This is a genomic window from Lactobacillus sp. ESL0680 (genome assembly GCF_029392855.1).
Taxonomy (GTDB): Bacteria; Bacillota; Bacilli; order Lactobacillales; family Lactobacillaceae; genus Lactobacillus.
Genome location: NZ_CP113945.1, coordinates 1,613,166 through 1,638,442, shown reverse-complemented (window position 1 = coordinate 1,638,442; position 25,277 = coordinate 1,613,166). Strand labels below are relative to the sequence as shown.

22 protein-coding genes, 2 CRISPR repeat arrays and 1 riboswitch (1 of these 25 only partly in view) are annotated in these 25,277 nt (G+C 38.3%); of the genes, 18 read left to right on the top strand and 4 right to left on the bottom strand.

Annotated features, from left to right (window positions below; genetic code table 11):
- The first annotated feature begins 50 nt into the window (after positions 1-50).
- The 5 genes from OZX58_RS07855 to OZX58_RS07835 all read left to right on the top strand — a co-directional run bounded on the left by OZX58_RS07855 (position 51) and on the right by OZX58_RS07835 (position 2,614).
- On the top strand, positions 51-866 hold the full coding sequence (locus OZX58_RS07855) for a MurR/RpiR family transcriptional regulator (RefSeq protein WP_277140928.1): 816 nt from the start codon (positions 51-53) through the stop codon (positions 864-866).
- Between the two features lie 127 nt (positions 867-993).
- Entirely contained in the window at positions 994-1,332 is a 339-nt protein-coding gene (locus OZX58_RS07850; RefSeq protein ID WP_277140927.1) for a hypothetical protein, read from the top strand.
- Positions 1,333-1,337: 5 nt separating this feature from the next.
- Positions 1,338-1,820, top strand: coding sequence for a PTS glucose transporter subunit IIA (locus tag OZX58_RS07845; RefSeq protein ID WP_277140926.1), 483 nt, complete (start codon positions 1,338-1,340; stop codon positions 1,818-1,820).
- Between the two features lie 162 nt (positions 1,821-1,982).
- The gene (locus OZX58_RS07840; protein WP_277140925.1) at positions 1,983-2,189 is read left to right on the top strand and encodes a helix-turn-helix transcriptional regulator; all 207 of its coding nucleotides are present in this window, start codon (positions 1,983-1,985) and stop codon (positions 2,187-2,189) included.
- A 2-nt stretch (positions 2,190-2,191) separates the two neighbouring features.
- Positions 2,192-2,614: a hypothetical protein gene (locus OZX58_RS07835; RefSeq protein ID WP_277140924.1), complete on the top strand. Its 423-nt coding sequence runs from the start codon at positions 2,192-2,194 to the stop codon at positions 2,612-2,614.
- Positions 2,615-2,663: 49 nt separating this feature from the next.
- On the opposite strand, the gene thiE is transcribed toward OZX58_RS07835, so the two are convergent.
- From thiE to OZX58_RS07815, 4 genes are all read right to left on the bottom strand, one after another.
- The gene (gene thiE / locus OZX58_RS07830) at positions 2,664-3,320 is read right to left on the bottom strand and encodes a thiamine phosphate synthase (RefSeq protein ID WP_277140923.1); all 657 of its coding nucleotides are present in this window, start codon (positions 3,318-3,320) and stop codon (positions 2,664-2,666) included.
- A gap of 13 nt (positions 3,321-3,333) precedes the next feature.
- A complete protein-coding gene (gene thiD, locus OZX58_RS07825) occupies positions 3,334-4,137 on the bottom strand; it encodes a bifunctional hydroxymethylpyrimidine kinase/phosphomethylpyrimidine kinase (RefSeq protein WP_277140922.1) in 804 nt (267 codons plus the stop codon).
- 11 nt (positions 4,138-4,148) lie between these two features.
- A complete protein-coding gene (gene thiM, locus OZX58_RS07820; protein WP_277140921.1) occupies positions 4,149-4,937 on the bottom strand; it encodes a hydroxyethylthiazole kinase in 789 nt (262 codons plus the stop codon).
- Between the two features lie 88 nt (positions 4,938-5,025).
- A riboswitch (TPP riboswitch) is annotated at positions 5,026-5,127 on the bottom strand.
- A 135-nt stretch (positions 5,128-5,262) separates the two neighbouring features.
- Positions 5,263-6,228 carry an AEC family transporter gene (locus tag OZX58_RS07815; protein WP_277130166.1) on the bottom strand — a complete coding sequence of 322 codons (966 nt, stop codon included), beginning with the start codon at positions 6,226-6,228 and terminating at the stop codon, positions 5,263-5,265.
- Positions 6,229-6,729: 501 nt separating this feature from the next.
- Here OZX58_RS07815 and tenA point away from each other — a divergent pair.
- The 13 genes from tenA (at position 6,730) to cas2e (ending at position 23,577) form a co-directional block, all read left to right on the top strand.
- Positions 6,730-7,392, top strand: coding sequence for a thiaminase II (gene tenA / locus OZX58_RS07810; protein ID WP_277140920.1), 663 nt, complete (start codon positions 6,730-6,732; stop codon positions 7,390-7,392).
- A 111-nt stretch (positions 7,393-7,503) separates the two neighbouring features.
- A complete protein-coding gene (locus OZX58_RS07805) occupies positions 7,504-8,415 on the top strand; it encodes an EamA family transporter (protein WP_277140919.1) in 912 nt (303 codons plus the stop codon).
- An 87-nt stretch (positions 8,416-8,502) separates the two neighbouring features.
- Positions 8,503-10,361: direct repeats of the CRISPR family, unit length 28 nt; unit sequence GTATTCCCCACATGCGTGGGGGTGATCC.
- Between the two features lie 42 nt (positions 10,362-10,403).
- Positions 10,404-10,589: a helix-turn-helix transcriptional regulator gene (locus tag OZX58_RS07800; protein WP_277140918.1), complete on the top strand. Its 186-nt coding sequence runs from the start codon at positions 10,404-10,406 to the stop codon at positions 10,587-10,589.
- Positions 10,586-10,966 (top strand): S24 family peptidase, encoded by a 381-nt coding sequence (locus tag OZX58_RS07795; RefSeq protein WP_277140917.1) that lies wholly within the window; start codon positions 10,586-10,588, stop codon positions 10,964-10,966. Before OZX58_RS07800 ends, OZX58_RS07795 begins: the two co-directional genes overlap by 4 nt.
- A gap of 920 nt (positions 10,967-11,886) precedes the next feature.
- Positions 11,887-12,882, top strand: coding sequence for an SLAP domain-containing protein (locus OZX58_RS07790; RefSeq protein ID WP_277140916.1), 996 nt, complete (start codon positions 11,887-11,889; stop codon positions 12,880-12,882).
- Positions 12,883-14,216: 1,334 nt separating this feature from the next.
- Positions 14,217-16,976, top strand: a complete 2,760-nt coding sequence (gene cas3 / locus OZX58_RS07785) for a CRISPR-associated helicase Cas3' (protein ID WP_277140915.1) — start codon at positions 14,217-14,219, stop codon at positions 16,974-16,976.
- Positions 16,969-18,672, top strand: coding sequence for a type I-E CRISPR-associated protein Cse1/CasA (locus OZX58_RS07780; protein WP_277140914.1), 1,704 nt, complete (start codon positions 16,969-16,971; stop codon positions 18,670-18,672). Before cas3 ends, OZX58_RS07780 begins: the two co-directional genes overlap by 8 nt.
- Before the next feature lie 8 nt (positions 18,673-18,680).
- Positions 18,681-19,292, top strand: a complete 612-nt coding sequence (casB, locus tag OZX58_RS07775; protein ID WP_277140913.1) for a type I-E CRISPR-associated protein Cse2/CasB — start codon at positions 18,681-18,683, stop codon at positions 19,290-19,292.
- 5 nt (positions 19,293-19,297) lie between these two features.
- Positions 19,298-20,398 (top strand): type I-E CRISPR-associated protein Cas7/Cse4/CasC, encoded by a 1,101-nt coding sequence (gene cas7e, locus OZX58_RS07770; protein WP_277140912.1) that lies wholly within the window; start codon positions 19,298-19,300, stop codon positions 20,396-20,398.
- On the top strand, positions 20,379-21,083 hold the full coding sequence (cas5e, locus tag OZX58_RS07765) for a type I-E CRISPR-associated protein Cas5/CasD (RefSeq protein ID WP_277140911.1): 705 nt from the start codon (positions 20,379-20,381) through the stop codon (positions 21,081-21,083). The genes cas7e and cas5e overlap by 20 nt, the downstream gene beginning before the upstream one ends.
- A gap of 12 nt (positions 21,084-21,095) precedes the next feature.
- Positions 21,096-21,734 carry a type I-E CRISPR-associated protein Cas6/Cse3/CasE gene (gene cas6e, locus OZX58_RS07760; RefSeq protein ID WP_277140910.1) on the top strand — a complete coding sequence of 213 codons (639 nt, stop codon included), beginning with the start codon at positions 21,096-21,098 and terminating at the stop codon, positions 21,732-21,734.
- Positions 21,734-22,684 (top strand): type I-E CRISPR-associated endonuclease Cas1e, encoded by a 951-nt coding sequence (cas1e, locus tag OZX58_RS07755; protein ID WP_277140909.1) that lies wholly within the window; start codon positions 21,734-21,736, stop codon positions 22,682-22,684. Before cas6e ends, cas1e begins: the two co-directional genes overlap by 1 nt.
- Positions 22,681-23,577, top strand: coding sequence for a type I-E CRISPR-associated endoribonuclease Cas2e (gene cas2e / locus OZX58_RS07750; RefSeq protein ID WP_277140908.1), 897 nt, complete (start codon positions 22,681-22,683; stop codon positions 23,575-23,577). Before cas1e ends, cas2e begins: the two co-directional genes overlap by 4 nt.
- Before the next feature lie 29 nt (positions 23,578-23,606).
- Positions 23,607-25,277: direct repeats of the CRISPR family, unit length 28 nt; unit sequence GTATTCCCCACGAGTGTGGGGGTGATCC (it continues 177 nt past the right edge of the window).

Here is a 25,277-nt window from a genome sequence, read left to right as displayed (position 1 = left end):
AAAGTTATAATGTATAAGTAACTATTTAATATGGAGCGTAATATTTATTAATGTCAAAACTAAAATCTTTAATTTATCAAAAAAGCAGCAAATTGAATGATTCTGAAATAAGGATCATTCAATTTGTTCTCAATAATGCCAAATTATGTAAAAATTTAAGTTTGTCTGAGTTAGCAAGTAAATTATATGTTTCTAAATCCGCAATCTTTCGTTTGTGCAAACATTTAGGATTAAGCGGCTATAGTGAACTTAAATTTTATTTAAATGAAGTTTCTATAGAACAGGAGCAGGCAGCAAACTATGACAATTCTAAGAATAATTTTGACTCTGATTTAGCAAAGGAAACTGAAAATCTGAGTAAATATTTTAAGTCGCTTGATTTAGATAAATTTTATACCGAATTAAGTAATGCTAATAATATTTATATTTATTCAACGGGTTGGCTTCAGCAAATTTTATCAAATTATCTTTCTCATGAATTATTACTTTTTGGTATTTCATCAATTGTATTGCCTGCTGCTTTAAGTGAATTGAAAATGGTAGGTAAAATTGCTGAAAAGGGTGATCTATTATTTATTATTTCCTATACTGGCGATAATCGCGAGATTAATGATGAGTTAAGTAAATTTGAATTGGTTAACAACAAGTTTCGTTATGTATCTTTTACTGATTTAAAACAAAGTAAGTTAGCTTCTTTGTCAGATTATAATTTTTACTATCCAACCGTTAAGTTTACCAATAATGATAATAGTGTATCTTTTATCTTAGCTTATTCGTTAGTAGATCTTTTAATTAATAAGTTTGGTATTTGGGTTGATAAACAACATAAGAAAAATGATGAGCAAATTAAACAATTGGATAATTAAGTTTTTAGATAAAGCACATTTAAATACCAGCAGAATTTTGATTACATATATTTGTGCTTTATTATTAATACCAGTATTTTTTAGCTTCTTTATGATTTTAGAAGTAGCAATTACCAAAAGTAATGTGATGACGATAATGAAATCACCATACGTTGCTGTGGATGTAATAATTATCATTACTGATTTTATTTTGGGTTATTATTTATGGCTGAAAAAGGATAACTTTTTATATAAAAATCATAATTATCGCTTTTTTATGACTTGTCAGCTTATTGGTCAGTTGCTAGTTGGTAATCTGTTTTGTTCAATTTTGGCATTATTCGGATTAATTAGTTTACGCTCGGTTAAAAAAGGCTGGCAAGAAAATAGTGAATGGTTAATTAAAGTTATTTCAATTGCATTTATATTTTTATTTGGTATCTGTTCGGCAATAATCATATTGTTGAAAGTCAAGAATAGTAGGTAATGAGAATGTTTAAATTATTTAAAAAGAAGGGCATTTCTGTTAATGCAGTGGTGGATGGTCAATTAATTCCTATTACCGCTGTTAAAGATGACGTCTTTTCTGAAAAAATGTTAGGTGACGGGTATGCTATTGAGCCAAAAAATGGCGAAATTTATGCTCCAGTAGCAGGAACGATTACAACCGTTTTTCCGACTAAGCATGCAATTGGGATTACGACAAAAGATAATTTAGAAATTTTAATTCATCTGGGATTAGATACGGTTAATTTAGAGGGAAAACCGTTTAAATTAATGGTTAAGGAAGGCGATACTGTTCAACAAGGTATGCAGCTTGCTGATATGGATCTTGAAATGGTTAAGGCAGCTGGATATGACGATACAATAATTGTTGTCTACACTAATATGGATTTAATTAAAGATGTTTCCGAAATTGTCACGGGGAATGTGATACATAATAGTGAAGTACAAATAATTAAGTTGAATGACTAGATTTTCGCTTATAAATAATTGAATTTAAGATGCACAGCTTTATTTTTATAAAGCTGTGTATTTTTTATTTATGATTGATTTTTATCAGTAAAAGAATTAATATGAAGCTAGTTTCATGTGAAGTAAGCTTCATATCGATAATTGAATGTAGAGATGAAAATAATGCCAAATTTAGTAAAAAAGTTACGACTAGAACATAAATTAACTCAGGAGGAATTGGCTGATAAAGTTGGTGTGACCCAACGAACAATTATTTCTGTAGAAAAAGGCAAATACAAGCCATCATTGTTATTAGCATATAAATTGGCATGCTTTTTTGGCATAAGTATTGAAGATTTATTTTGCTTAAAAGAATATTTGGAGAACTGATAATGAAGAAAAAATTACTGCGCACTGCTATTTATGGTTTGTTCTTTTTAGTAATGGGTATACTTGAAGTAATCATAGTATTTCACGATAAAGATGCGGCATATAGAGTGAAGCACATTATTTGGGCAATATTGTTACTACTTTGTGCTTCAGGGTACCTTTTTAATTGGCAGGATATTAAAAAGGGCAAGAGAGATATGCTAGATGATGACGAACGCGACAGTTATATTGAACATGCTGCTGGTGCACGAGTAACTAAATGGATGGAATGGTTAGTATTAGGTACCGGCTTAATTTTTTTGTGTTTGTACGGTGTCTTTCAGCAGGATGTTTTGGGAATAATCGCGGGTATTTCAATATTTTATTGGAATATTAGTTTAATTCTAGGAATAATCTTTACGATTATTGAAGAACGAAAGAATTAAAAAAATCACGCACTATGGCGTGATTTTAAACATGTATTTAGAAAATAAGTTAATTTTGCCACGGTGCATCAAGCATTGCTTTAACAGTATTCTTGATGTCACTGCTTTGGGCAATCATTGAGATTACAGATGCACCAGCAGCGCCAGTTTTGGCGATATTAGGTAAGTCTGTTACTGTGATACCGCCAATTGCGACGATTGGCCGTTTACTGCTAGTTACTAAATTGGCAAGGCCAGCTAGCCCAATTTCAGGGTCAGCGTCATCTTTAGATTGAGTTGTGAAGATTGGTCCACTGCCGTAGTAATCAATACCAGCAAGTTGATCGCCAGTTTTAATTTCAGCTAGAGTTGAGCAGGAATAACCCACGATCATTTGACTGCCGACTTCATTAATCACCTTTTGAATAGCTTCATCACTTTGGCCAACATGGATTCCTTCGGCACTAACTTCCTTAGCTAAAGTAACATCATCATCAATGAAGAAGGGTACTTGATATTGTTGACAGAGCTCGTGCAGTCTTTGGGCCATTGGCAACCGCTCACCAGAACTTAAAGTTGAGCCAGCTCCCTTATCACGAAATTGAAAGGCGGTAATTCCAGCTTTTAGTGCTTCTTCGACGATTTCTGGCAAGGTCTTACCAGCTGGTAAATCCTGAGTACCGCAAATGAAGTAAGCACGAAGCATGTTTGCATTAAACTTTTGCATTATTGTTTCCTATCTATTTAGCCCAGTGGTTGAGTGGTCCGTGACCATGTCCCACTTGGATTGTCTGCTCGATTGTTTTGGTAACGTATTTTTTGGCAAGTTTAATTGCATCGGTTAGATTATGACCCAGAGCAAGCTGGGCAGTAATTGCGGCGGCTAGAGTGTCACCAGTACCATGTGTGCGTTTGGTATGGGTTCGCGGACTGCTGACCCAGAAGCTGGAGCCGTCTTCAAGAAGGGCAAAGTCGCTTACTTCTTCAGCACTTGAATGACCACCCTTAATTAGTACGTTCTTAACACCCATGTCTTGCAGTGAATGGGCAAGGTCGGGATATTGCTTTTCAGAAGTAACGGTCATTCCGGTTAATACTTGTGCTTCTGGTAAATTTGGCGTTACTAGGTTAGCTAGTGGTAATAACTCGGTTCTAACAGTGGCGACTGCATCTTCACTTAGTAAGTGAGCGCCACCTTTGGCTACCATGACGGGATCGACAGTAATGGGACCAAAGTCATATTTCTGTAAGTTTAGAGCAACTTGGTGAACATGAGCAGCATCGCCGAGCATCCCAGTTTTTGTCGCGCGGATTTTAAAGTCGGCGGCTAAAGATGCACATTGTGCATCAATCATTTCCAATGGAAGCAAGTGCGATGATTGAACGCCCAGTGTATTTTGCGCAGTAACGGCAACTACAACTGCCGTGCCGAAGACTTTTTGCATTTGAAAAGTCTTCAGATCGGCCATAATGCCGGCGCCACCGCCAGAATCTGTACCTGCGATTGTCAGAACTTGAGGGAATGAATTAATTTCTTCTGCCATAAAATACTTCCTTAATCATAATCAGCAATTTTTTCAATATCAGAAACCTGCACTTTTGCTAAATAGTCCATGAGATACATGCCAAAACTGCCAGGGCCAACATCGGGATGATCTTGAACGACTAGTTGTCCAATTGAACCGAAAACAAGCGTTGCAGCTTGCGCGGCTTCGAAGCGACTGTCGGTCACTGCACAAAAGGCAGCGACGATACTTGTTAACATATCGCCAGAACCCACATGGGCTTGGAATAGCGGTGTACCATTATGAACATGAACAACATTAGTGCCATCACTAATTGTATCAGTTGCTCCACTGGCAATAACAGTGCAGTGGTACTTTTTGGCTACTTCCTTAGTAATCTCATCAAGGTTGCCTGCTCCTGATCCAGCATCAATACCTTTAGATTGCCAGTCAAATTCACCTAATGCGGCAATTTCACCAGCGTTACCACGAATAACGCCAACGTGGAAGTTCCATAATAGGTCTTGAGCAATATTAAGGCGGTAATCTACAGCACCAACTGCAACAGGATCTAGTACAATCGGCTTATGATATTCTCGAGCCAAATCACCCATTTTTTTCATGTGTGCAATTTGCAGCTTAGTTAAGCTGCCCATGTTGATAGCAACAGCTGAAGCCATGTTGACCATTTCGTCGGTTTCATCAATTTCGCTACTCATAATGGGTGAAGCCCCGATTGCGTTTAAGCCGTTGGCAACGTCTTGAACAGTAACGAAATTAGCGGCGTTGAGAACAACGGGGTTCTCTTTACGTAATTTATCTAATAATTCTAACTGCATAATCTTTCTCCTAAAAATTATTGAAGAAGTCCTCCGAACCGCGACTTTAAACTAATAAAAAAGCTTTGACACATAATTGTGTCAAAGCAATAGGTAGTTGACACGTTCCTCGCGCAAGTATTAGCTTACAGGTTCAAAGGGTCTGAAACGGTGTTTCATCTCAGCCTAAAAGGCCCCCCTCGTGTTATCGCTTCCAATTATAACGGCTTTTAATGAATAATACAATGTTAAAGTCAATGTTGTGTTATTTTTAGCAGTAAAAAAGCCCAGCTGTGTTATCAGAGCTGGCCTTTTTGTAAGTTTTTTAAGTAAGTATTTTTAATTATTAGATAAATTGTAAAATCGTCATCAAAATCGGAACGACGATAATGAAGAGAATTGTACTTTCAACCACAATATTAGTTGCGTATTTAACGTCGCCGTGTGATTCGTTGGCTAAAATTGGTAAGACAGCTAACATTGGCGTTGCTGCTTGGACGACTAAGGTTTGGCGCATTAAGCTTGGCAAGTTAAAGCCAGCATTTGTTCCGATTTTAATTAAAATAATCAAAATGATTGGTGAAACAATAAAGCGACCAATTAATGCCAAGATTGAATCGCGGTCAAACTTAACGTTCTTAATTCCAGCATCGTGTAGGACAATGCCGATATAGATCAGTGACAGTGGGGTTACCAAGTTACCAACGTAAGTTAACGTTGAGTTTAAGAAGTTAGGTACGGGAATCCCTAATAACATCCAGACCAGAGCAACAATGAACCCAACAAGTGGCATTGGCAATAGCTTTTTCCAGTTAATCTTGTGGTTAGTCTTCTTATCTTTAGCAGTCGGGTCGTCGTTTTGGATTAAGAAGACGCCAAAAGCCCAAGTAGAAACGGTATTGATAATGTAGTATACCAAAAAGTAAGACATGGCCTTGTCGCCAAACAGTGCCATGTTCAGGGGCATTCCAATAAAGATAGTGTTGGCATTAACCACGGCATTCATAAAAATTCCGCGGCGGCCAGGACGGATTTTGAAGACCTTAATGCTTAGCCAAGCAATAAGATAACCGATAATCACACCCAAAGCTGGGAATAATAATTCGGTTGATAATTGCAAAAGACTGCCGCGGCTAAGGTTTTTCATAACAGCAGTGAAGATTGAAGCTGGCAGGGCAATCTTAGTGATAATACTAGAGATTTCACTACCAAACTTATCGTCAATCCAATTAAATTGTTTTAGTAAAAAGCCGAGGGCCATGATTAAGATAATCACAACTACGCTTGATACAGATGTCAAAAAGACTTGCATAAAAAGTTTCCTCTTTCTGTAGGTAATTAATATTTGGGCATCCACGTTGTTTCTTGAACGGCTTTTTTGGCGTCAGTTATTCCTTCACCGGCTAAACCTTAATCAATTACAGTTTGATGGTAATTATGGCTGAGGAACTAGGGGCAAAAATATAGCACTAGCAATTTCACTTATCCATTAGCAAGCTGGGGGTATCATCAAATAACGAACCTTGTTTGTTAACAAGATTCGTTATTTGCAAGCTACTTTTGGATTTAAGACTATTTGGCAATGTAAATACTGGTAGTCTTACTAAGATGAGTTGCGCGCACGTTTCTTTAGCAAAACTAGTTTCCTCATGCCGTAATTGCCCTTCAGATATAATACAATAAGTATTTTTAATAGCAACAATTTTACACTTTAAACGTGTAATAAATTTATTGTTAGACTTATAATAAAATAAATTACTGAGCTAATAATGCCTAAATATTAAAAGCAAACTAGTAGTCAAGGAGAATAATCATGACAGAATTTACGGACCAATTACACCAAGCAGCAAGCAGTCTATGGCAGAAGAGTATGAAGCATCCGTTTGTGCAGGAATTGCAAAGTGGGGAATTACCGCTGGCCAAATTTCGCTTTTATTTATTACAAGACCGGTATTATTTAAATCAATTTAGTGAATTTCACCGTGCGATTGCAGCTAAAACGGATGACCAACAGACTGAGCAGTTTTTACTTGAAATGGCGCAGGACTTAAAGGATAGCGAGATGGCAGTGCGCGAGAACTTTTTTAAGCAATTGCAGATTATGCCAGCTGAAATTGCGCAAACGCCAGTTGCGCCGACCGCGTATGCATACGTTAATCATTTGCAGATGACATTAGCGAGGGATGGTATCGCTCCGGCTGTTGCCGCACTTGTGCCTTGTTACTGGCTGTATCAAGAAATTGGGCAAAAATTAGCAACCGGTGGCTCGCCTGTTTCGTATTATCAAGAGTGGATTGATACCTATGATGGCGAGTGGTATGCAGCTAATGTGCAGCGAATTTTACAGTTGACGAATACATTAGCTGATTCTGGTTCTGCAGATGAGCGGGAAAAAATGCAGCAGGCTTTTGTTCGCAGCAGCTATTATGAATTGCAATTTTGGCAGATGGCGTATGAGCAGCAAGAATGGGCTTAAAAATGGTAAGCAAAAAGAAGCATGAGTAGACATGCTTCTTTTTTAGTTGGTTCAGCTTGCAAGAATTTTTTGATATTATAGGGAAGTTATAATAAAAAAGGAGAGTTAGAAATGGTAACAGCTAAGAAGAGACATTTATGGGCCTTTCTTGCGGGCTTAGCCTGTGTTATGTGGGGGATTTCAGGTCTATTTGCCAAGTCGTTATTTAATTTAAGTCCGGAAATTACGCCGATTTGGCTTACGCAGGTACGAATGGTTGTTTCAGGTGTGATTTTATTAATAGTTGCTGCGGCTGTCGGACAAAAGCCAGTAGCAACAATGAAAAACAAGCACGACGCCTTGGTAATTATTGCGTACGGTATTTTCGGCTTACTGCCAGTGCAGCTGTTTTATTTTATTACTGTGCAAAAGGCCAACCCAGCAATAGCGACAATTCTGCAGTTTATTGGGCCATTCTTTGTGATGGCGTATTTAATTCTGCGCCACCAGCAAACATTGCGCATGTTGGATATGCTTGCTGCAGTTACTGCATTTATTGGTGTTATTTTGCTTGCAACTCATGGCGACTTTAGCCATTTTGCGTTGACGCCGGAAGTACTGATGTGGGGGCTATTGGCAGCAATTGGTGTGGCAACTAACACGTTAATTCCGATTAGTGTGCTGCATCGTGTTTCCAGTCTGGTAGTTACAGGGTGGGGACTACTTTCTGCCGGGATTTGTTTAACGATTATTCATCCTGTGTGGCCGCATGTGAATTTAACTGGGCAAGTTTGGTTGGCTGTTGGCGTAGTAATCGTAATTGGCACGTTAATCCCATTTCAATTGATGACTAATTCGCTGCGGTTTATTAAGGCATCAACGGCCAGTTTGCTTGATGCCTTTGAGCCGTTGTCCGCAACAATTGGGTCGGTTTTGTGCTTTGGTTTGATTATGACGCCGCTTGATTGGCTGGGTGCACTGTTAGTGGTTGCAGCTGCGATGACGCTAAATATTACGCCAAAGAAAAAGCATAAAAATTTATAGTAAGTAATCATAAATTGAAATTTACAAACTAATGAAAAAAGTATATTCTTCTTTTTGAGGATGCTGCTATGACTGGGATCTTTTACTGTATTCCCCACATGCGTGGGGGTGATCCTGATGGATTTACTTGTATTTCAATCTCAAGACTGTATTCCCCACATGCGTGGGGGTGATCCTATCTTGATCTAACGGCACTCCCTTAGCATCATGTATTCCCCACATGCGTGGGGGTGATCCTGTGTTTACAGTTTGAAAAAGAGAAGAAGAGGCGTATTCCCCACATGCGTGGGGGTGATCCCATAGAACTGGAATAAAAATTAGTACTCTAAAGGTATTCCCCACATGCGTGGGGGTGATCCTTCACAGTTAAAAACATTGCCATGCAAAATAAAGTATTCCCCACATGCGTGGGGGTGATCCCTAAAGATGGTTTGGATTTGGGAACTCGTCGACGTATTCCCCACATGCGTGGGGGTGATCCCTGGTATACTTTAGACAATTTACAGAACGGAGTGTATTCCCCACATGCGTGGGGGTGATCCTAAGCTGGACCAATAACATTAGCCAAAGATGGTGTATTCCCCACATGCGTGGGGGTGATCCTGAAAATTTTTGCTACAAACGCCAAGCTTAAAAGTATTCCCCACATGCGTGGGGGTGATCCTACGATCTTCAACATAATAATGCGGAATATAATGTATTCCCCACATGCGTGGGGGTGATCCTATAATTGAATGAGATATTGTTGTATTAGTAAAGTATTCCCCACATGCGTGGGGGTGATCCTTTGTGGCTTTAGAATAGTTTCTTGTTTAGCCTGTATTCCCCACATGCGTGGGGGTGATCCTATTCTCTTTTCTTCAGTCATTGCTATACCTCCGTATTCCCCACATGCGTGGGGGTGATCCTGTTCTTGTCCACAAAATTCACATGTAATCATAGTATTCCCCACATGCGTGGGGGTGATCCTTGAGATTTATCTAAAGGTTTAGATGCTTTACAGTATTCCCCACATGCGTAGGGGTGATCCTTGATTTTCCCTTTATGTGTTCCTAAAACCTCCGTATTCCCCACATGCGTGGGGGTGATCCTATGATACTGCTGCAGTTCAGTTACTAACGAGTGTATTCCCCACATGCGTGGGGGTGATCCCAGACGTGGATTAAGGTATTAAAAGGAATTGTAGTATTCCCCACATGCGTGGGGGTGATCCTTATGGGTGGGCAGATCAAAACTAGAGCGGTTTGTATTCCCCACATGCGTGGGGGTGATCCTTGATGTGGCCGATATTTTTCCTGGAACTTATCATATTCCCCACATGCGTGGGGGTGATCCTGATAATGGTGTTTGTCTGGGGCAAGGTGTTATGTATTCCCCACATGCGTGGGGGTGATCCCTTAGGATATTCCTCAGCCGGCATATCAGTTTGGTATTCCCCACATGCGTGGGGGTGATCCTAAATGAAGCAGGAATAGGGCAGCAACGTAGAGGTATTCCCCACATGCGTGGGGGTGATCCTAAATGAAGCAGGAATAGGGCAGCAACGTAGAGGTATTCCCCACATGCGTGGGGGTGATCCCAAAGAAAATGGCAAGCGTATATGGCTAACCGCGTATTCCCCACGTATGTGGGGGTGATCCTGTTGGAGAAGCAGTATTGGATATCAAAGGTATGTATTCCCCACGTGAGTGGGGGTGATCCTTGACGATATACTCTTTCATTTTTTTAAAAGTGGTATTCCCCACGTGAGTGGGGGTGATCCTAGACGTATTGAATTTTGATAGTATAAATTCCAGTATTCCCCACGTGAGTGGGGGTGATCCTAACTTTTTCAGTAAATCGTTCCATTTTTTGTTGTATTCCCCACGTGAGTGGGGGTGATCCTACTCAAACACAGGCAAAAAAACGTAAGAACAAGTATTCCTCACGTGTGTGGAAGTTAACCCGCAACTACATTTATAATATTAAATGAGAGAGGTCTTTTATTTATGAGAACTAACAAAGAAATTATTGATTATATAGATCAGCTTAGACAAGAACAAAATCTATCTATTGCAGAATTAGCTAGACGTGTAAATATGTCTAAATCCGCAGTTTCACGATATTTCGGTAAAACCGTAAATTTCCAGTTAATCGTGCTACTAAATTTGCTACCGCTTTGCATACGAGTGTGAACGAAAATATAGTTAAAACAATTCTATTAAAAAATGAAAATTTGGTTAGTCCTATTCTAAGTACAGATAATGTAATTGGTCATGTTTCAACTTATTTAGAAGAAATTCCTAATGGAACTTTATTTTCTGCTAAAAATAGTAATGACCCAATGGAACCACGTATTCCTAACGGTGCAACAATCATGATTCATGAGCAAGAACAAGTTGATAGTAATGAAGCTGCAGCTATTTTGGTTAACCAAGATATTAAATTTAGACGAATTGAAAAAATAGCAGGTACAACATGGCTTATTCCTGAAAATAGTAAATACAAGCCTCAAATTCTAGGAGAAAATCAAATTATTGGTAAAGCGATTAATTATGTTGGAACTTTATAAAAGAAAAAACCACTTGTTACTATAAGTAACAAGTGGTTTTAAAGTGGTTATAGCGCTATTATTATATAATGAAAAGTGCTATAATAATTGTGTAGCTTGCTTAAGGACGGTAGCTGTTAAAAAGGAGTTTCACAATGAAGAAATTTTTTGAAAAACAGCTAAATGCTACAGTAATAAGTATCGTTAAAGATTGGATTAGTTGGTTAATTAACCTTATTCCTATCCTGTCGTTGAACTGGCCTCGTGTTCAGTTATTCAACTATTTAGTCTTATTTCTAATAATGGTAGATTTTGTTTTAAACGTTATAAGTACTATACACCGACGAACAAAAAAACGTCCTAAAAAGCATGGCAACCAATAGGACGTTTTCATAATTAAACTATTGTAATGCTACCGTCTATAACGGAAGCTACACTAGAAGTACATTCCCCAATGTGCTTCTTTTTATTTACAATTTTACTATAATATAATATAACTAAATTGTCAAAAAAATAGTTACAAAGTCAGCCCCTAACATGGCTTTGCTTGGCTTTGCCTCCCATTATATCACATTTCATATAGCAAAGTCAAAAAATACGATTACATTTTTACATGTTATTAATTGCTGTTATAACAGATCTACTTCTTATTTTAGGAAAACCTGAGCTATTTTCAAAATGGGTCTAGTTTGTGAAATAGTAAAAAATAAGAATTCCAGTTTAATAGAATTCTTACGCGTGAAATATGAAAAATTCACAAACTTTTTCTTGGCAATTTTGGTCTTAGTTTGGTAAAGCTTCTCAGAACTTCCGATAATCTATATTATGATTTTTACAATATGAGTGGGAATAAATTTTAACCACTAAACCAATATTTTTTCTGAAAGACTAATTTTTTTCAGTTATGATAAAGACATATTTCTAGATAAAGGAGAAAAATCATGAAAAAAAGTAAGTATTTTAAATTTATTGCCAGCAGTACCTTAGCCTTGGGCTTAGTGGGCTTAAGCAATGCTCAATCAAACAACCAGAATACGGTTTTTGCAGCCAGCACCTACCAAGTTCTTTTAACACACAACAGTTATATTTATAACTCTATTGGACATAAAGTAAGTGGCCCTTCATTAAAAAAGGGCACTAAGCAAAAAATTGCCGCCACTAAAAAAATTAACGGTAAAAATTACTTAAAGCTCAAAAAGAATCGTTACATTAAACAAGCAAACACTAAAAAAGTAACAGACACAACTTCATACATAAATATAGATGACAGTCGCCAAGTTTACCTGAAACCAAATGGTGAGAAGCAACAATTATGGGTGACCGGTAAAAATAAAATTTATGAAACAATGATTACCAGTGACGGAATGACTTGGTACAGAATTGGTGAAAGCAAATGGATTAAATCTGTCCCTGATCCTGATATGGACATTACTGATTCCACAAATAAGCCTGCAGCAAGTAATTCAGAAAACAATACACAAACTGCAGCACCAACAAAGGATATGCTTACAACAGATTACAAACTAGCAGTCGAAAAAAGATTTGTGGAAGATGTAAATAATTGGCGTGCTCAAGCCGATATTAAACCACTTACTATTAATCCCGAATTACATGATTACGCCACTCAAAGAGCAATTGAAGCCGGCAACTATCACGAAAAATACCACACCAGCGATAAGCATACTCGCCCTGATGGATCAATTAGTGCTCACGGAGAAGTAGAAACTGGCGAAGTTTTAACTAGAAATCCTAATGATTTAGCCGATGATGCTTTTAATGAGTTTATTTATAATGATGCAAGTGCAAATTGGGGTCATAGAGATTTGTTAAAAAATTCAGAGTGTACAAGAATTGGTGTTTCTATCGGTTTTGCAGGTATGTATGGTAGTGATGATCCTGTAGTAACAACAATGTTTATCGCTAATTTAGATTACTAAAATTGTATATCTAACCTAGTTTATCCTGTTGGTTACCCAAGTTTAGTAAATTGGTATTCCTCACATGCGTGGAGATTGATTTTGAGTTACAAGTCATGTATTTCTTTCTGGAAACAAAAAAGCATCCCACATATAAACTTTGGCAAGTTATGGGATAGCCTTCTAGTTAAACTATAATTTCGACCACCGCTCTTTGAAGGCGGAAGCTTATGTTTAAGAAGTTTTGTTACCAGTAGAACTCCTTTTTATTTACAACAATATTATATAACAATGTGTATATTAACATTACTTTTGTAGTATAAAAAAGACGGTCATTATGACCGCCCTAGGCGCCTTGCAAGTGACCAAACTTGCATTGCATACAATGTGAACGTGTAGAACACATTATCCTAATTCATTTAAGTATACCATGTTTACTAAATTTCTTAAAATAAAAAAGTACACAATGTGCACATCTTAGGAAGTTGACCAGCTTCCAGTAAGGAGGTAAGAGCGTGTACGAAATCATTATCCTAATATTGTTTAACATTGTCTTGACCAAGACAGAACAAATTCTTGATAAACTCATTGAGTTTTTAGATAAGTTGTTCAAGTAAAACAGCAAAATAGCTCAGGTTTTCCCTGAGCTATTTTTGTATAAAAAAGACGGTCGTTATGACCGCCCCAGGCGCCTTGCAAGTAGTCAACTTGCATGCACGTTAAGTATCTCGTGCTGAGATTTATCTGATTGTAACTGAAGTATACCACAGCTTAAGAATCTGGTAAAATAAAAAAGCACGTTAGTGCGCACTTTTTACAAGCCCAGTCAGCTTGTTTAAAGGAGGTGAGACTCGTGCTAGATTTAGTCACTCTGATTGTGCTGTATCTTGTGTTTGTAAAAGCTCAAGATGTACTCGATGATGTCAAAGACATTATTGACAAACTGCGTAAGTAGTTCAGCTGTTAAAAGTCTAGGTTTTCCTGGGCTTTTTTCAATTGGTATAGTTTATGAAATATTCTAAAGCTCATAATTATTTACAACAATATATGATTTGGCTTGATGATTTTTTATGCAAATACTCCTCGTTCTGTTGAGACAGTCTTAACTTTTTACATTATTTAAAGATGTTATAATTAAAGATGTATTCCTTATGTATATGAGGGTCATCCGTTAATTATAAATATTAATATGGTATTCCCCACATAAGTGGGGGGTGATATAGGCTATTACGTAATGTCATAGCCTATTTATTTACAATCATTTTGAAAAGCGCTTGCAATTTTATTTTTATGGGTATATATTTAAAGTAACTTAATTATTAATATTAAAATTAAATTTAAACAAGGAGGCAAGCATGCCAGCATTATCAAACAAGACTCTAGCCCTATGGGGTAAGAAAAACACCGAAAACGGTCAACAGTGTTGGTTACCATTGATTGCTCATTTAACGGATACTAAAAATGTAATTAACTTCTTATATAATCAATGGCTGTCTGATAATCAGCGCCAATTTTTAAAGGGCGATTTATCTGATGATGAAATTCATAAATTAATTAAGTTTTTGGGCTTTATCCATGATATCGGAAAGTCCACCCCAGCTTTTCAAACTAAAAAATCATATGCCAATGATAAAAATTTGGATTCTGAATTAATTGAAAAGTTAATAAGGCAGGGGTTTTCTGATCTTGATGATTTGCAATTGCCTTTGCGAAAAGAATCTCCTCATAATCGAGCTGGAGAGGCCTTATTATTAAAATTTGGCGTGCCTGAAAATGTTGCTGCATTAATTGGCGGCCATCATGGTAAGCCAGAAGCAGATGCCCCGTATAATGAAATTGGAAACCAAAAAGCTAATTATTACCAAAGCGATCAAAATAAAGCCCTACAAAGGCCTTGGCAGCAGGTTCAAAAAGAATTATTTGACTACGGTTTAGCAACAGCGGGTTATGAAAGTGCCACTGATATACCGAACATTACTCAGCCGCAAGCTGTGATATTAGAAGGCTTAATTATTATGGCAGATTGGCTGGCTTCAAGTGAACACACCCATAATGGCGAAGACCTCTTTCCATTAATTGGTTTAGATCAAACTTGGCATGATTTAAATATGGAAGAACGTTTTGAAAAGGCAATGCATAATTGGTACCTTAGCGAAGAATGGGAGCCGCAAAAAGTTTCTGAAGCAACTGATCCGTATGAAAAGAGATGGGAATTTGAAGCAAGACCTGTTCAAAGAACAATAACTAAAGCAATTGGTGAAACAACTGATCCAGGAATGGTTATTGTGGAAGCACCTATGGGGCTAGGCAAAACCGAGATAGCCTTAGTTGCTGTTGAACAGCTCGCATATATTACCGGTGCAGATGGCTTATTTATGGGTCTGCCGACGCAGGCAACTAGTAATGCAATGTTTAGCCGAGTTAAACATTGGCTGCAAAAATTATCTGCTGAACAAAAATGCGACTTTTCAGTTGACTTAATGCACAGTAAAAAAATATTTAACGATGAATATAAAAAGCTACCTGATGCCGAAAATGTGGTAGATGATACAGATAAGGGAGCAATCACAGTTAATAGTTGGTTTTCTGGGAAAAAGTCGATCTTAACTAAGTTTACAATTGGCACGATTGACAACCTTCTTTCAATGGGATTAAAGCAGAAGCACCTTTTCTTAAAGCATTTAGGACTGAGCGGCAAAGTAGTCGTGATTGATGAGGTCCATGCTTATGATGCCTACATGAGTCAATATTTGTATAAGGCAATTAGATGGTTAGGTACATATCATGTTCCGATTGTTATTCTCTCAGCAACATTACCAACAGAAAAAAGAAAGTTATTGATACAATCATATTTAATTGGTAAGTATGGCTGGCAATTTGCTTTAAAATTTAAGGCACCAGCTGATTGGGAAAACAATCAAGCATATCCATTAGTAAGTATTCTTGATGGCTGTCAATTAAAACAAATTTCAGAATTTCCCGGTCAAAGCGACCAGAAAACACAAAAGCTGCAAGTTAGCAGAATTAATTTGCCTGATGATGAATTAGTAGCTGCTATTTTAGACAAGATAAAAGCAGGGGGAGTAGCAGGTGTCATTGTTAACACGGTTAAACGCGCGCAATCATTGGCTAAACTAGTTGCGCAAGAAGATGTCGAATTAATTGTCTTACATTCTGCTTTTTTGGCACCAGAGCGAACAAAGCAGGAAACAAAATTGCAAGGTGCGATTGGTAAAATTGATAAAAAAAGTAAGCGACCAGAAAAATTGGTTGTAATTGGTACCCAAGTTTTAGAACAATCTTTGGATATTGATTTTGATGTCCTTTATACGGATATTGCACCAATTGATTTGATTTTGCAGCGTGCAGGCCGGCTACATCGACATGAAATAGTTAGACCTAAGAATTTGGAGCAGCCACAACTCTATGTAATGGGGATTAATGATTTTGGTGATTATGGTCCAGCTAATGAAAGCATTTATCACAAATATTTATTGATGAAGACGGATCACTTTTTGCCAGAGCAGATTACTTTACCAGATGATATTTCTAATCTTGTCCAACAAGTTTATAATTCTAAAACTGATTTTGAAATTAATGGAATTGAAAAAGCAAAAAAAGAATTTAACCTTTATATTGAAAAAGAGGAACAAAAAGCCGGTGATTTTCAAATTGATGATCCTGATCCTGAAGAATCAATTCATGGCTGGTTGAATTATGACCAATTAGATGTGGATAAGGATGAACAAAAGGCTAGTGCGTCTGTCCGTGATATTCAGGAAACAATTGAAGTTATCTTAGTTAAGCATACAACTAAGGGTAATTTCTTAATTAATGGTCAAAATTTGGCTCAGGTTTCAGACTATGATATTTCAGAGCAAGTAATTAAGTTGCCAACTGCAATTACCCAGTATGCTAATGAAATTGAAGCGGTAATTAAACGCTTAGAAGAACTTACTGATAAATACTGTGACGATTGGCAAAATAGTGTTTGGCTTAAGGGTGCCTTAGCCTTGCCATTAGATGAGAATTTAACAACTACTCTTGGTAAGTGGACATTGCAGTATTCTGAGCAGTTTGGTTTAAGTTATACAAAGGATGATGATGATGATTGAAAAAAACTTTAATCTAGTTACAGATTCTTGGCTTAAAGTAATCGATCAACAAACCGGTCGAGAGCAAAAAGTGTCTTTAATTGAATTATTTAAAAATGCCCAAAATTACCGGCAATTAGCTGGTGAAATGCGAGCACAAGATTTGGCAGTTATGCGACTGTTATTAGCAATTTTAACAACGGTGTATTCGCGTTTTGATGCAGATGGCCAACCTTATGAATGGCTAGAAAATGGTACCGAGAAATTTTTGTCAGATGCTACGATAATTAAATTTTATCCTAAGAGTCGTATTAAACAGACAGTAGTAAAAACTTGGCAAAAGTTATACCAAAAAGGTCAATTTACAGATATTGTCATTAAGTATTTAGAGCATTACTCTGATAAATTTGCTTTCTTTGGCGAACATCCTTTTTATCAAGTGACCAAAGCTGAATATGACGAATTGGTGCCAGCCAATAAGGTAGTCGCTAAAGGTACAGGAACAGTAGCAGTTAAGCAAATTAATCGCCGGATTTCTGAAAGTAACAATACACCTGCACTTTTTGCACCAAAAGCTGGTGAAAGTAAAAACCAAATTGCAGTTGATGAATTGGTTAGATGGCTGATTACGTACCAGAATTTTACGGGTGTAACTGATAAAACCAAGATTAAGGCTGATGATAAATTTTCAGTTTCACCTGGTTGGCTGTATAAGTTAAATCCGGTTTTTGCTCAAGGTAAGACGCTCTTTGAAACTTTAATGTTAAACCTAGTCTTATTTGGTCAAGAAGAACCGGCACCTCAAAGACCGGTCTGGGAATATTCAAGTGCAAAAGAGTATATTGCTGAACGCAAGAAAAATCTTTTACCAAATAACATTGCAGAATTGTATACAAGTTGGTCACGAATTTTGCATATCGAATGGAATGAGGATGGCGTTCCAACCATCTTTAGTGCAGGATTACCAAAAATCGTCAGTGATAACGCAATGATTGAACCAATGACTGTCTGGAAATATGATAAAAAGACAGCGGCTTATCGGCCAGCAGTCAGAGGATTGCAGTCATTAGGTAAGGCAATGTGGCGCAACTTTGGTAATTACGTTAATGCTAACAAGGCTCATAATAACAGTGAGCCAGGAGTTGTTGTTTGGCTTCGTTTACTTAAAGGGCAGACAGCAATTCCACGTGATAAATTATTGACACTGGCATCAGTGGACTTAATTGATGATGGTAATGCGACATCGCAGTCACCAGTCGCTGAAGTTGTTGATGATATGAGTATTAATGCCGATGTTCTTTTTGATGAAGATAGTGAAAATTGTTGGCCAGCACAAATTGAAGCAATGATTAAAGAGACCCAGATAGTTGGCACATACTTTTGGCAGTTTGCTCGGGATGTTGGTGAAATTCGCGGATTTAAGGATAATTCACTTAAGGAGTTTGCTAATCGCTTAAGTTCCAAGTTCTATTATGGGTTAAATCAGCCGTTTAAAGATTGGCTTGCAGGATTAACTAATCAAGATGAGCATGGGGAAAAGCTTCTTCTTTGGGAGAAACAGCTCAGAAAGCATGCTTTTATTGAAGCCCAGAAGGTTATGGATACCAGTTCATCACGCGATCAAAAAGGAATTTTTACCGATAAGGGTCTGAGAAATATCTTTACGATTAACGATTACTTTAGATATCGGGTTAATACAATGTTCAAAAAGGAGTGATGACTTACATGGAATATGATTATGCAATAAGAAAAGTAACAGCTAAAATAATCGACGAACTTTATGATGATGGTAATTTGGACAGAGCTGCTTTAGCAAGTTTGCGAAGTGCTGCAACGATTACAAGTCAACGGGCACAGAATGTTTTGCCATTATTAATGAAACATTTACCAGAACAATTTTTGAGTAAAAATGGTGAGCCAACTAGTGGTGAAATTGCGGTTTTTGCTGCGGTACGTTTTTATGCGATTCATCAGCAAGGCAGGGATGAATCAGTTTATGGTGATTCTGCAGAAAATAAGATTAAAAAAGCTGATGGTGTAAGCTTGTTTTCCGCGCTTGCCAAATTAAGAGCGGATGAAGATGTTAAAGTGGCTTTGGCTCGACGCATCCAACCGTTATTAGCCACAAATAATATTAATAGTGTGATTAATTCGTTAACGCATTTAGTAGAAATCCTAAAGGCCAGTAATCAAACATCAAAGATTGATTATCCTTTATTAGCTCAGGATTTATATGATTTTCAAAAAAATTATCATTCTGCTGGCAAAGTTCGCTTGTCATGGGGCGAACAATATTTTAAAGTAGCTAACTCGAATAAAGAAATTGAAGGAGAATAATTAAAATGACTAACAAAAATTTATATCTTGACTTGAATGTTTTACAAACAGTGCCGGCTTCTAATATTAACCGTGATGATACGGGTGCACCTAAGACGGCGATGTACGGTGGTGTTACGCGAGCACGTGTTTCTTCGCAAAGTTGGAAAAAGGCGATGCGTGATTATTTTAGAGACGAAAGTGATTCGGTTGGAACAAGAACTAAGGAAGTTGCCGAATTTTTAGCACAAAAATTGCAGAGCTTGGATAGTTCTTTGGCCAAAGACAAGGCAATGGATAAAGCAATCGCGATTTTAACTGCTGCAGGAATTAAAGTTAAAAAAGATAAGAAGACAGATAAGAATTTAACAGGTGCGCTCTTGCTAGTTAGCCCCGGTCAAATTGACAAACTAGCACAGTATGCTCTTACTCATGACAAATTGGATGATAAAGATACCAAAAAAGAAATTAAGCAAATCTTGAAAGAAGATAATTCCTTAGACTTGGCTTTGTTTGGTCGCATGGTTGCGGATAATCCTGAATTAAATGTTGACGCAGCAGCTCAAGTTGCTCATGCAATTTCAACACATGAAATTGTTCCAGAATATGACTACTTCACAGCGCTAGATGATTTGCAACCAGATGATACTAACGGTGCCGCAATGCTGGGAACGATTGAATATGATTCTGCAACCTTATATCGCTATGCAAATATCAATGTTAAAGAATTGGCTAAAAATTTGGGCGACCATGATGCTGTTCAAAGTATTATTGCGTTCGTTAAGGCTTTTGCCCTATCAATGCCAACAGGTAAGCAAAACACGTTTGCCAATAAGACAGTGCCTAACTATATTATGATTACCTTGCGTTCAGATACACCGGTTAATTTGGTGTCGGCTTTTGAAGAGCCGGTTATGACTAGAGGCGGCTTTGTTAAAAAGTCTATTCAAAAATTAGAGGGTGAATATGATACCACTAATGACATCCTAGAAAAGCCACTACTAAATGTTGTCTTTTCACGAGAAGAAGGTGGGAAATTTGCAAAAGTTGCTGATTTTTCTGAATTATTAGATCAAGTATCTGCAGCTTTAACAAAGGCGATGCAAGATGAAGACACTAACGATTAGGCTGACTGCACCTTTGCAGTCTTATGGTAATGAAGCGACTTTTGAGCGGCGGACGACAGGTGATTATCCGTCAAAAAGTGCGGTAATTGGGATGATTGCGGCAGCCTTAGGCTATAGTCGTGATGACAAGCGAATTGAGCAGTTGAATGATTTGAAATTTGCGGTTCGTATTGACCAGCGCGGAATAACTCTAACTGATTTTCAAACAGCTCATTTTAAAACAGTTAAATGGAAAGAAGGAAGAAAAGTCACTTACCGTGACTACTTGCAAGATGCTGTTTTTGTTGCTGCTGTTGGCGGCGATGAAGCTGCTATTGAGCAAATTCACTCAGCTTTAAAACATCCCCATTATGCGTTGTTCTTAGGACGGCGTGCCAACGTTCCCGCAGGTGCTTTACAGATGGCGATGATAGATGGCGACCCGGTTTCTGTATTAAGTAACCTGCCTTGGCAAGCTTCAAAATGGTATCAGAAGCGGCAAAAAAATCGTGCTGCATTTAGAGCAGAAATTATTGCAGATGCTGATTTGCTACCTGATGCTAATAAAACAGATACTTTGGTGAAGGATCGGGCAATCTCATTTGCTTCAAAATCGCGCCAATATGGTTTTCTCGAAGTTAAAACTACTACGGTTGAATTAGAAGTTAAACAGGATACTGAGCATGATATTATGTCAGCTTTATAGAAAGGAGCGCAAATGTATTTATCAAGAGTTCAAATTGATGTAGATAATCGGCAAAAAATCAAAGATTTGACGCAACTTTCGGCCTTTCATAATTGGGTGGAACAAAGTTTTCCAGATGAAATCAGTGCTGGTGAGAGATTGCGTCACTTGTGGCGGCTTGACCGCTTATCAGGGAATTTATACTTATTGGTTCTTAGTGAAAATCAGCCGGATCGGAATAAATTGTCACGCTATGGCGTGCCTGATACGGTTATTATTAAGGATTACGATAATTTTTTAAGTAAAATTGAGCAAGGACAGATGATGCAATTCAGGTTAACTGCTAATCCGTCGTACAGACCAAAAGATCAAAACAAAATATTCCCTCATGTTACCGTAGCCCAACAAACTAAATGGTTGGCTGACAGGGCAGAAAAGTCTGGCTTTCGGGTGAAGTATACTGCAGATGAGCAGTCATTTGATATTGTTAGTCGTGATTGGCCCTTATTGTCATATCGCGGCGGCCGCAGGGTACGCCTTAGTAGAGTTACGTTTGAAGGTACTTTGCAAGTTGTTGATGTTGAATTGTTTAAGAAGACTTTGATTAACGGACTTGGTCGCGAAAAAGCCTTTGGTATGGGACTAATGACGGTTATTCCGCGGGCAAAATAATGGTTAAAAATTTTGGTGCTAAGAAACCCGAACTATCAGAATTGGCGAGGGTTAGTGATCGAATAACATTTCTTTATTTTGAACATGCTAAGTTAAACCGCCAAGATAGTGCCCTAATGGTTTCTGATAGTCGCGGGACTGTTTATGTTCCAGCGGCAATTGTTAGCGTATTAATGTTGGGACCGGGTGTTGATGTTACTCATCGAGCAATGGAATTAATTGGTGATGCTGGCATGAGTGTCGTTTGGGTAGGTGAGCGCGGCGTTCGTCATTATGCTCATGGTCGTTCACTCAATCATTCTTCGCAATTGCTTGAGGCGCAAGCTAAATTAGTATCGAATAAACGTACCCGAGTAGCAGTTGCTCGAAAAATGTACCAGATGCGTTTTCCTGGTGAAGATGTTTCGCAATTATCAATGCAGGAATTGCGGGGCAAGGAAGGCAGTCGCGTTAGACGAATCTATCGTGAACAGTCTAAGAGAACAGGTGTCCCTTGGACTAGGCGTGAATACAATCCTGATGATTTTGAGTCCCAGACACCAATCAATAAGGCATTGACCGAAGCCCACCAAGCTTTATATGGTTTAAGCTATAGTGTTATTGTTGCAATGGGTGCTTCTGTAGGGTTAGGTTTTGTCCATACAGGCCATGATTTGGCATTTGTTTATGATTTTGCGGACTTGTATAAGGCAGAAATTTCGATTCCGCTTGCCTTTGAGATAACTGCCAAATACGGTAATGATAAGGATATTTCTACTAGGACACGGCTTGCTATGCGGGACATATTTGCCAGTGGTAAATTGTTAACGAGAATGGTAACTGATTTACAAGATTTATTGGGTGTAAAAGAAACCAAAGAGGCAAATGTTATCAATTTGTGGGATGACAAACTAGGTTTGCAAAAATTCGGTGTCCAATATCATGAAATTGAAGAGGATAATGACCAATGATTGTAGTTACTTTAACTAAAGTCCCACAGTCATTACGAGGCGATCTTACCAAGTGGTATCAAGAAGTTCAAACAGGTGTCTATGTTGGCAACGTTAGTGCACGAATACGTGACTTGGTCTGGCAGCGAGTGGAAAAGAATATCGGTAACGGTGAAGCAACGATGGTCTATAGTACCAATACCGAGCTGGGCTATCAGATTAAAACAACACGACGAAATTATGAAGTTGTTGATTATGATGGCATCCCGCTGGTAATGCGCCTTAATGTTGATGCTGTCCCTCAGACTACAAAATATGGTTTTAGTAATGCGGCAAAATTTCATCGGGCAAGAATGATGGCGCATAAACAAAACAAGTTCCAAGCTAAGGCGCCGCAACCAGAAATTACGGTGCTAGACCTTGAAACAACGGGATTAAAAGTAGATCGTGACCAAATTATTGCAATTGGTGCTGTCAAAAGATTGAGAAATGGCAGCTATGAAAAATTTGACGAACTAATTAAATTGGATCAGAAAGTACCTAAGTCAATAACTGAATTAACAGGGATAACTGATAAGATGCTGGAAGATAAGGGAATACCTCTTGATTCTGCTCTTGTTAAGCTAAAGGATTTTATTAAATCTTCTATTTTAATGGGCTACAATTTTCGTTTTGATGAAACGTTTTTATCTTCTGGGTTAATTGCCTGCAATTTACCGGAATTAAATAATAAAACCGTTGACTTAATGGCAGTAGTCAAGAAGGCTGAAAAGTTCCTTGATAATTACCAATTAGCAACGGTTCTGAAGTTTTATAATATTGAAAATTTGCGGCCGCACAATGCATTATCTGATGCTCAGGCGACAATGGAGTTAGCGAACAAACTAATGGAAAAAGGCAGCCTTAAATTTTAAAGATGCTGGTAACATAGGGATCTTTTACTGTATTCCCCACGAGTGTGGGGGTGATCCTAATTTTATTTTTGTCTTTTAAAGAATTTTGAGGTATTCCCCACGAGTGTGGGGGTGATCCTGTACATAAGGTAAATGAAAGATTTTCTTTTGTGTATTCCCCACGAGTGTGGGGGTGATCCTGGTGTTTTCTGTGTTTTTTTAGTAAACCCGTGGTATTCCCCACGAGTGTGGGGGTGATCCTTGGTTTAGAACCATCTTTTAGATAAGGAACCAGTATTCCCCACGAGTGTGGGGGTGATCCCATATTTATCGCCAACTACACCCTTAATAATTTGTATTCCCCACGAGTGTGGGGGTGATCCCTCCATGCTCACTGCTCAATTCATTACTCAGCTGTATTCCCCACGAGTGTGGGGGTGATCCTACGTTTATCTTTTGCTAATCTGTGTGTCGGATGTATTCCCCACGAGTGTGGGGGTGATCCTTTAGAATCTTGTTGATTATTTGTCTGAGGCAAGTATTCCCCACGAGTGTGGGGGTGATCCTTATTTTAAGCAGCTCTATGTCTTTTTGAGTAAGTATTCCCCACGAGTGTGGGGGTGATCCTACTCCAGCTGGTATTTTGCAGATACAGCAATTGTATTCCCCACGAGTGTGGGGGTGATCCCTTTATGTAAAAGTACAAGATGCTGCAGATTTTGTATTCCCCACGAGTGTGGGGGTGATCCTATTCGTATTGCTGTAAAGGTATTTTACCTTCAGTATTCCCCACGAGTGTGGGGGTGATCCTAAGAGTTTCATATTTGTCAATGCTGATTTTAAGTATTCCCCACGAGTGTGGGGGTGATCCTAGGTTTGACCATCAAAAATTGGTTTAGAACCAGTATTCCCCACGAGTGTGGGGGTGATCCTTGATGTGGCCGATATTTTTCCTGGAACTTATCGTATTCCCCACGAGTGTGGGGGTGATCCTGATTTTAATTTAATTAATGACTCTTGGGAGCAGTATTCCCCACGAGTGTGGGGGTGATCCTTAACTTCTATTGAACCAAGACTTAAAACCGTTGTATTCCCCACGAGTGTGGGGGTGATCCCATTTATGGCAAGTTTTACAATTATTCAACATAGTATTCCCCACGAGTGTGGGGGTGATCCTATTCAATATTATTGAGTAATGTTTGGCCCAATGTATTCCCCACGAGTGTGGGGGTGATCCTATCAAACTCCCGATCAGGCAGCTGCCAGTTGGGTATTCCCCACGAGTGTGGGGGTGATCCCTAATTGCCTCTTGTCTTCTTATTGAAAAATTTGTATTCCCCACGAGTGTGGGGGTGATCCTTGTGTCTTTGAACAACTCTGAAATGTTAACTAGTATTCCCCACGAGTGTGGGGGTGATCCCAATTGTCTAATTTACATTCTGAGGGAATTATTGTATTCCCCACGAGTGTGGGGGTGATCCTGAAAAATAGTTATGATTTATCATGAAAAATAGGTATTCCCCACGAGTGTGGGGGTGATCTGATTTTATTACTTGCACAGATAGATTAAAGTCGTATTCCCCATATGCATGGGGGTGATCCTTTAATTTGTCGAGTTCTTGCATGAAGAGTTGCGTATTCCCCATATGCATGGGGGTGATCCTGGAATTACTTATTATCACACGGCTGGAGGCTGGTATTCCCCATATGCATGGGAGTGA